The sequence below is a fragment of the Limnoraphis robusta BA-68 BA1 genome, assembly GCF_034932365.1.
In the GTDB taxonomy this organism is placed as follows: domain Bacteria; phylum Cyanobacteriota; class Cyanobacteriia; order Cyanobacteriales; family Microcoleaceae; genus Capilliphycus; species Capilliphycus robustus.
Genome location: NZ_JAYGHR010000009.1, coordinates 107,392 through 114,853, shown reverse-complemented (window position 1 = coordinate 114,853; position 7,462 = coordinate 107,392). Strand labels below are relative to the sequence as shown.

General features: G+C 40.1%; 6 protein-coding genes and 1 tRNA gene. 2 read left to right on the top strand and 5 right to left on the bottom strand.

Annotated elements, in window-relative coordinates; translation table 11 throughout:
• Positions 1 to 157 precede the first annotated feature (157 nt).
• Positions 158 to 949: an ergothioneine biosynthesis protein EgtC gene (egtC, locus tag VB836_RS06795; RefSeq protein ID WP_323218614.1), complete on the top strand. Its 792-nt coding sequence runs from the start codon at positions 158 to 160 to the stop codon at positions 947 to 949.
• Positions 921 to 2,183, top strand: a complete 1,263-nt coding sequence (locus tag VB836_RS06790; protein ID WP_323218613.1) for an SUMF1/EgtB/PvdO family nonheme iron enzyme — start codon at positions 921 to 923, stop codon at positions 2,181 to 2,183. Before egtC ends, VB836_RS06790 begins: the two co-directional genes overlap by 29 nt.
• A gap of 250 nt (positions 2,184 to 2,433) precedes the next feature.
• Here the strand turns inward: VB836_RS06790 and VB836_RS06785 are convergent, their stop codons facing one another.
• The 5 genes from VB836_RS06785 to VB836_RS06765 form a co-directional block, all read right to left on the bottom strand.
• A complete protein-coding gene (locus VB836_RS06785) occupies positions 2,434 to 3,906 on the bottom strand; it encodes an MBOAT family O-acyltransferase (protein ID WP_323218612.1) in 1,473 nt (490 codons plus the stop codon).
• A gap of 882 nt (positions 3,907 to 4,788) precedes the next feature.
• The gene (locus VB836_RS06780; RefSeq protein WP_323218611.1) at positions 4,789 to 6,324 is read right to left on the bottom strand and encodes a hypothetical protein; all 1,536 of its coding nucleotides are present in this window, start codon (positions 6,322 to 6,324) and stop codon (positions 4,789 to 4,791) included.
• 180 nt (positions 6,325 to 6,504) lie between these two features.
• Positions 6,505 to 6,581 (bottom strand) — tRNA-Met (locus VB836_RS06775).
• 181 nt (positions 6,582 to 6,762) lie between these two features.
• The gene (locus VB836_RS06770; RefSeq protein WP_046277672.1) at positions 6,763 to 7,047 is read right to left on the bottom strand and encodes a DUF1830 domain-containing protein; all 285 of its coding nucleotides are present in this window, start codon (positions 7,045 to 7,047) and stop codon (positions 6,763 to 6,765) included.
• Positions 7,048 to 7,171: 124 nt separating this feature from the next.
• Positions 7,172 to 7,381, bottom strand: coding sequence for a hypothetical protein (locus VB836_RS06765; protein WP_323218610.1), 210 nt, complete (start codon positions 7,379 to 7,381; stop codon positions 7,172 to 7,174).
• Between the last annotated feature and the right edge of the window lie 81 nt (positions 7,382 to 7,462).

The following is a 7,462-nucleotide window of genomic DNA, read 5'->3' as shown; positions in this document are numbered from 1 at the left end:
GGCAACAGTTCCTTGTAGCTTCATTTCATAGACAATCATGTTTATCATTGTCGCTCCACGATAAGTTATTGTAGCATACAATAATCCGTCGTGAACGACGGGGCTTTAAACCTGCTTCTCTTGGTAAAATAGAAGCTTTAAAAGTTTTCACAGTTGTATGTGTCGTTTACTTGGCTATCTTGGCTGCACAATTCCTCTAGAGCGAATTTTATCTGATCCTCCCCACTCTTTGATCGTTCAAAGCTATCAACCTCGCGAAATGAGAGAAGCCTTACTCAATGCTGATGGCTTTGGGTTAGGCTGGTATCATGCCACTCAACAAACTGATCCCTTTACCTACAAAAATATTTTGCCCGCTTGGAGTGATCCGAACCTCAAAAGTCTCAGTCGTTATGTTGAGTCAGGACGAATTTTGGCTTATGTTCGCAGTGCAACTCCAGGTCAAGCGGTTAATTTAACCAATTGTCAACCGTTTCAGTTTGAACATTTGCTATTTGTTCATAATGGCTACATCAAAGAATTTCGCACCAGTCTCTATCGACTGATTCGCAACCGTCTCCGAGATTCAGTTTACCAGAATATTGAAGGAACAACTGACTCTGAACATATTTTTGGGTTACTGATTAATGAACTGACTTCTGCCGCGCAACCCACGCTGACTGAAGCCTTACACACGACATTAATGATCTTACAAGAACTTGGAGAATTAGCAGATGTCAAAGCGTTAGTTAATGTGATCATCTGTGACGGGCAGCAAATGGTTGCTTCTCGATTTGCAGTTGCCGGAATTCCACCCAGTTTATATTACCTGCAAAACGATCCAAAATTCCCCCAGTCTGTGATTATTGCGTCTGAACCTTTATTTCCTGGGAATTGGTATTCTTGTCCTGAACAAAGCATTATTACTGTTGGAGAAAACCTTGATATCCACATCGAAAAACTCGCTTAAAGACAGCCTTTATTATGCCTTTCATCGCTGTCGTCTTGGCACTTTAAAACAATTGGAAGCTGTCGATGAAACTGCATTTTGCGCTCAACCTCATCCTGATTTTAGTCCGGTTGGTTGGCATTTCGGACATATTGCTTTTACAGAAGCTTATTGGTTACTCGAAAACTGTGCGGGTTTAAAACCTCTATTTCCTGAATATGATCAACTGTTTCGGGCTGATGGTTTACCGAAACATGAACGGACTCAATTACCCGTCATTTCGACAATTAATTGTTATTTAGAAGCGGTTAGAAGTCAAGTTTGGCGTTATTTCGAGACGGCACCTATCGAAGAACAAGAACGGTTATGGCGGTTTATTTTACAACACGAAAGTCAACACAGCGAAACCATTGCTTTGGTTTTGCAGTTACACCATCTCAACTGTTCAAAAAATCAACAACAAATCTCTGAGTCTTCCTCGAAAATTTCTCATTCTCCCCAAACAATAAAAATTCCCGCAGGTGAGTTTGAAATGGGAAATAATTCAGTCGAAGCGATGGATAATGAAAAGCCTTTACATCGTCTTTATTTAGACACCTATTGGATTGATCGTTATCCGGTTACTTGTGGTCAATATCGCATATTTATGCAGGCTGGAGGATATCAAAATCCTCAATGGTGGTCTACTCAAGGATGGCAATGGTTACAACAAAATCCGGTTTCTAAACCGTTATATTGGCTAGATGATGCAATCTTTGATGATCATCCTGTTTGTGGCGTGAGTTGGTACGAAGCCGAAGCCTATTGTAAGTTTGTCGGGAAACGTTTACCGACAGAAGCAGAATGGGAAAAAGCCGCTAGTTGGGATGAAGAAACTCAAAGCAAACGGACTTATCCTTGGGGAGAAGAATTGCCAAATTCTAACCGATGTAATTGTAATGATAGCGAAAAAATGCTACAGGGAACAACGTCTGTTAATGGTTATCCTCAAGGAGAAAGTGCTTACGGAGTGCGAGATTTATTAGGGAATGTTTGGGAGTGGACAGGGAGTTGGTTTGCTGGATATTCGAGATTTGAATATTATCCTTATGTTGGATATTCTCAGAGTTATTTTGATCAGCAACATCGGGTTTTAAGAGGGGGAAGTTGGGCGACTCGTCCTTGGGCGATGCGGTGTAGTTTTCGCAATTGGTATTATCCAGGAGTCCGAGAAATATTAGCCGGTTTTCGCTGTGTTAGTCACGGTGAATTTTAATCAAAAATCACTTCGCAGGGGCGCTCTTGCTTGCGCCCTAAATTGATAAAAACAGCGCCCTAATATCATGTCCGGTTGATTAATTGCGTTATGGGGGTAGTAGGAGGGCGGGTTTATCTAAATTTTTCCTCACAGACAGAGAACGAGGCAGAACCCGCCCCTACACAATGATCATTAATTAATCGGATGTGATATCAACTGATATAAATTGCGCCCTAAACTGATATCAATAATCATACACCCTTAGGGGCTAAAAATCAAAGTAAATATAAGGTAATACTCCTTCAGGTGCAAGTAACCAAACAGCCAGAAAACAAAGGGGTGCAAGTAAAAGTTTTAGAGGCCAATTAAGCTGTAATTTTAATCCTCGGTTCAACAAAGTAGATAATCCCATTAAAACAAAAACGGATAAGAGTAAAAAAACAACATTACTTCGTTCTAGTCCTAAAGATTCTACATAAACTTTATGAGAAAATTGGATGTCAGCCGGATGATTCCATAAATTTTGAACAACAAACATAGCCTCTTTAAAATTGGGAACTCTAAAAAATATCCAAGTAAAAAAGACCATGAATTGGGTTAAAAACCAAGCAAAAATAATACCCGGAAACCTTTTCCAAATCCAGGCTATAGAAAATTGTTTTGACAACACATCTGTCAGGCGATGAATAATTAATGCTAAACCATGTAAAATTCCCCAAACAATAAAACCCCAAGCCGCACCATGCCAAATTCCAGCGATTAACATTACAATTAATAAATTGAGACAAGTACGAATTAATCCGACTCTAGAGCCTCCCAAGGGAAAGTATAAATAATTTCGCAACCAGTCTCCTAACGTCATATGCCAACGTCGCCAAAAGTCAGCTATACTTGTGGTAAAATAAGGTGCGTCAAAATTTTCAGGCAGACTTAAACCGAGTAATAATGCACTTCCTCTCGCTAAGTCAATATAACCGCTAAAATCGAGATAAAGTTGTAATCCATAGGCAAAGGTTGCTAACCATAAATCTACACTTCCAGCCCGTTGTAAATTACTAAAACTCAAGTCAACTAAAATCCCAATTCGGTCAGCAAATAAGCCTTTTTTAACCGCACCTCGGGCAATTAACCAGAGTCCATCGGCGATTTGTTCGGTCAGGGGAAACTTTAGGTTTTTGAGTTGATGTTCGAGATGATGATAGCGGGTAATTGGCCCGGAAATAAGTTTTGGAAAAAAGAATTTATAAGAGGTAAAGGATAGAAAAGAAGTTGCTGCGGGTGCGCCTCGATAAACATCAATTAAATAAGCGATAATTTCAAAACAGAAAAAACTTAATCCGAGTGGTGCAATCAGATTATTATCTAACCAACTTGCACGGTCAAGAAATAGAGGAAGTTTAAAAGTTTCTCCTACAATATTAAAAATAAACGGTAAATATTTAAAGCCCAACAGAAGAAAGACATTAACAATAATACCAATCCATAGTAAAATCAAACGCCGACTATTCCAAGCTTCATTAGCAATTCGCCAGTCAAGCGGTTCACCAATTGCTAAAGCCAAGCCAAAATTAAACAGAATAGACAGGAGTAGCAATGGAATATATTGAATCTGTAAAGTCCCATAAAAAATTAGACTAGCAGCTAACAACGTCAGGAGTCGCCAAGATTGCCAAGGGACAATCCAGTAAACTCCAAACAAAATGAGTAAAAATAGAGCGTAGGTAACTGAGATAAAGGTCATAGGTTGAGTCTTGGTTCACTTGATTGCTACAATAGACAAAATGTATGCAGAAAATCGAGAAATATGAGAATACAGTGTCAATTTTACCGAAAATTAATGAAAAGCAAACTTTTTTAGTCAGTTGTGATCTTTTTCTCGAACTAGAAGGCGTGAGTTTAGTCAGCATTTACTCCGAGGGCAAATTCAATAATTACCTTAATGATACTTAAACTTTCTCGGGGATAAACTGTAAACTTTTTTGAACTTGTTCTACGGTAAAATTGATTACCTGGGGTTCTAGTCAATTGTAGTAACTTTCAGTAATTTATAGCCCTAAAGTAAATTCATTATCCAAAACTTCAGTTATATCATCAGTAAAAATAATAATCCAAAAATTAACGGTTTGTCAAAAAAGACTCATACTCCGTAAATTTACGGATAAACTCAAAAAGTTTAAACCCGTAAAATTCTGTAAATTTACAGAGGACGAACTCAAGTTAAAATGTTAGATTGAGATAGAGGTAAGTTGGTAAAGGATCAAGTTCTCAGTTTAGATTTTTCTGTAACTTAAGGTTAACTTTAATTAGGGATTATTTTTCAGGTGTTGATTTAAAAGGTGATCAGCTCATTAATCCTAAAAACATCTGCATCTACAGTTATTTATGATTGTGTTTTAGCATTCAAAGAAACTCTGCAACCCACGACGGGTTAAAGCAAGAGATTTTGATTTAAAAATAAAATAAATCAACTTTACTTGAAGTTGATGCAACAGCAATTATTCGTTCTGACGGTTTTTTGTAACTGTAAGGACATTTAGGTGATGGGGAAACTCACCAGGCTCGACACGCTCGTCACAAAGATTTATTCTTAGTGTCTTCGTGTCGAGCGTGGTTTTTCTTCTTTTTAAAAGGGTTCAGCTTCATAGTTAGAAGCGATCACCACTCTTTCAACAGGCTTATATTGGGGAAATTTGGGGAGTTCAATTGCAGCCAGCGATCGCAATTTTTGATGACGAGTCGGCTGAATTAACGGTGCTGGCCAGTTTGCGGTTCGGCGAGTTGATGAAACACTTTCTTGTTGTTTGTCGGAACCGCGATGCAATTGATCAAGAGGTTGATGGGGTGAAGGGATAAACCCGGATTTCCCCATTTGTAGATCAAAACTCGGTATAGTTGAGGAAGCATATTCAATCCGAATCCGATCTAACTCCTCCTCTACAAACCGAGGTGAAGGTTCTATTCCAGACAGTTGATCAAGTTGGGAAGATGGATCATCGGCTTCCTCAAAGGGATTTGATGTTAAGGTGGGATCGCTGGGATTTTTCAGATGCCAATAGCTTTCTAATTCCCCTAAATCGGCTCGTTCTGAAAACTGAGGATTTTGAAAATCCTGTTGATCGTGACTAGAATCATCTGGTTGTGCTGAATCAGCTTCGTCTAACTCAAGCCATTCATCGACGAGTTCCTCATCAAAATCATCATACTCTTGTTCTTGTCTGACAATTTCATCTAGGCGTTCTACACTATCGCTATCGGTTTGAGTATCGGCTGACCAAGGTTTAACGGGTTGAGATCTCGAAACGGCAATTGGATAAGCGGACAGTTCCATTGTAGGAGACTGATTAGAACTATCGGCTTGATTGACACTCTCAATCTTCGGTAAATTTAAAGTCGTCTTGGGTTCAGTCTGGGTAGCCTGGTCTAATCGCGGTTGCATTTCTAGACACCGCTCCAGCGCTGCTTTAAACTGAAGGGTATGACGCTGCTGACGATGCAAACGCGATCGCAATTCTCGACCGACATTTTGAGCTTGTACTAACTCATGGAACTGTTCATTGTAGCGCTGTTGAGCGATCGCACATTCCCGTTCCATCTGAGCCATACGAGTTTGGCTTGTTTCCCATTGTTCGCTTAGGGTTTCAACCAACACTTGTTGGCGTCGAATCACTTGGTTTGACAGTTCTAGCTTCCCAAACAGACGACTGACTTGATCTTGAGCAAAAACTAAGTCTTGATTGCGTTGATTGAGTAAATGATTTTGATCGTTTAATTGCTTTTTGCATTCATCAAGTTCGGTTTCGAGTGAAGTGACTCGATTAATTAAATCCTGATTACACTGGTGTAAGGCTTGAATCAATTGAGATAGATTTTCGCTTTCACCTACTCTTACTTCTATTCCCCGAGAAGCGAGCCTCTCGTCGATCACTTCTGGAGTGCTTCTTTCTTCTTCGGAAGTCTCTCTAACAGGAAGCTGATCAACGCTGATAGCATGGGGTAAATTAACAGTCTCCCATTCTTCATCTTCTGAGTAATACTCATCACTCGTCTGGCTCAAATGACTCAAAGGTGCTGAAGTCTCATTAGACTCTAAAAGGTGAGAATCTGTTGGAGGAGTTGGATCAGATGAATTGAAGTTGGGTGGAAGATCGGCTCCGGGCATAGCTTTAACTTAGACAGCAACAGAATTACATCCAGTTTATCGTGATCGTTTCTCACTGCCAAAGTTTCTAGACTCAACAAGATCGCGCGTTCCCAGAATTGACTTCCCTAGACCTCAACCTCAGACGCAAAAAGCCCTTAGCACAGTTTGGCTTTAGGGCTTTCTTGACAGTCTTCTTGTTGGTGGCGGGGAGCGGATTTGAACCACTGACCTTCGGGTTATGAGCCCGACGAGCTACCAGGCTGCTCTACCCCGCGTCGCATATCTATAACTATAACCCAACCTATAACGAATTGACAACCCCTCAATCAAATATTTTTCTCAAGTTTTCCTCAACTTTAATACTGTAAGCCCTTTGAGCGATCGCGCTTTTTCTGTATCCACCCAATACACCACGACAGGCGCGATCGCATTTTTTTCAACTCTTGGGCTTGGATATTAAGCGTTTGCGGCTTTTGATCCTAGCCCTTCTTCTACCTGCAAACCCTCGCACAAATGCTTTTGGAGTAATTTCACGCCGTCGCTGTCACCTTGGTAAACTTCTAATTCGCCTTCAGTTGGGGCTTCAAACAGAAAATCTTCTCCAGCAAAAACAACCCGTTCTAAATACCAATTTTGAATATTACCAATTCGGACGACTTGCACTTTATCACTGTTATTTGAGTAGCAGCAAAGCAGCTTAGTTTCACAATTAGCCGGCAATTTATCCAATGTTAATGTCATGTCGAAATCCTCATTTCAAACGTTGTTTTTATGACACACCACCTCCTCATTTGACTGAGGAGTGTTCCCAAATTATTTCAAAAAAATTGAGATGTTTGAAAATCGCTTAGATTTTCTGACCTTCTCAACCTTGAAAAAGTAATCCAAGCTGTTTATTGATCTTACCTTGCACTCCAACGGACAGACTTACAGCATTTCCGCCTGTCTGTCCGAGTAAAGGTTGAATCTCATCTTTTATTTGAACCCGGTTTGACTTGATTTTTTGTTGCCAACCTGGGGGCTGACCTGTCTCGCTGTCTTGATCCCTGGCATCTAGACTTTGTGTAATGGTCAATCCTTGCTTCAATTCTACTGCTCTTTCCAGCAATTCTGCAAGATGATCGGGCTGAATTTCTATCTTAAGTCTGAGATGAAG

What these genes read in the sequence shown, in the direction of transcription:
- egtC (WP_323218614.1), top strand. Translation starts at nt 158, where the DNA reads ATGTGTCGTTTACTTGGCTATCTTGGCTGCACAATTCCTCTAGAGCGA.
- VB836_RS06785 (WP_323218612.1), bottom strand. Translation starts at nt 3,906, where the DNA reads ATGACCTTTATCTCAGTTACCTACGCTCTATTTTTACTCATTTTGTTT.
- VB836_RS06780 (WP_323218611.1), bottom strand. Translation starts at nt 6,324, where the DNA reads ATGCCCGGAGCCGATCTTCCACCCAACTTCAATTCATCTGATCCAACT.
- VB836_RS06770 (WP_046277672.1), bottom strand. Translation starts at nt 7,047, where the DNA reads ATGACATTAACATTGGATAAATTGCCGGCTAATTGTGAAACTAAGCTG.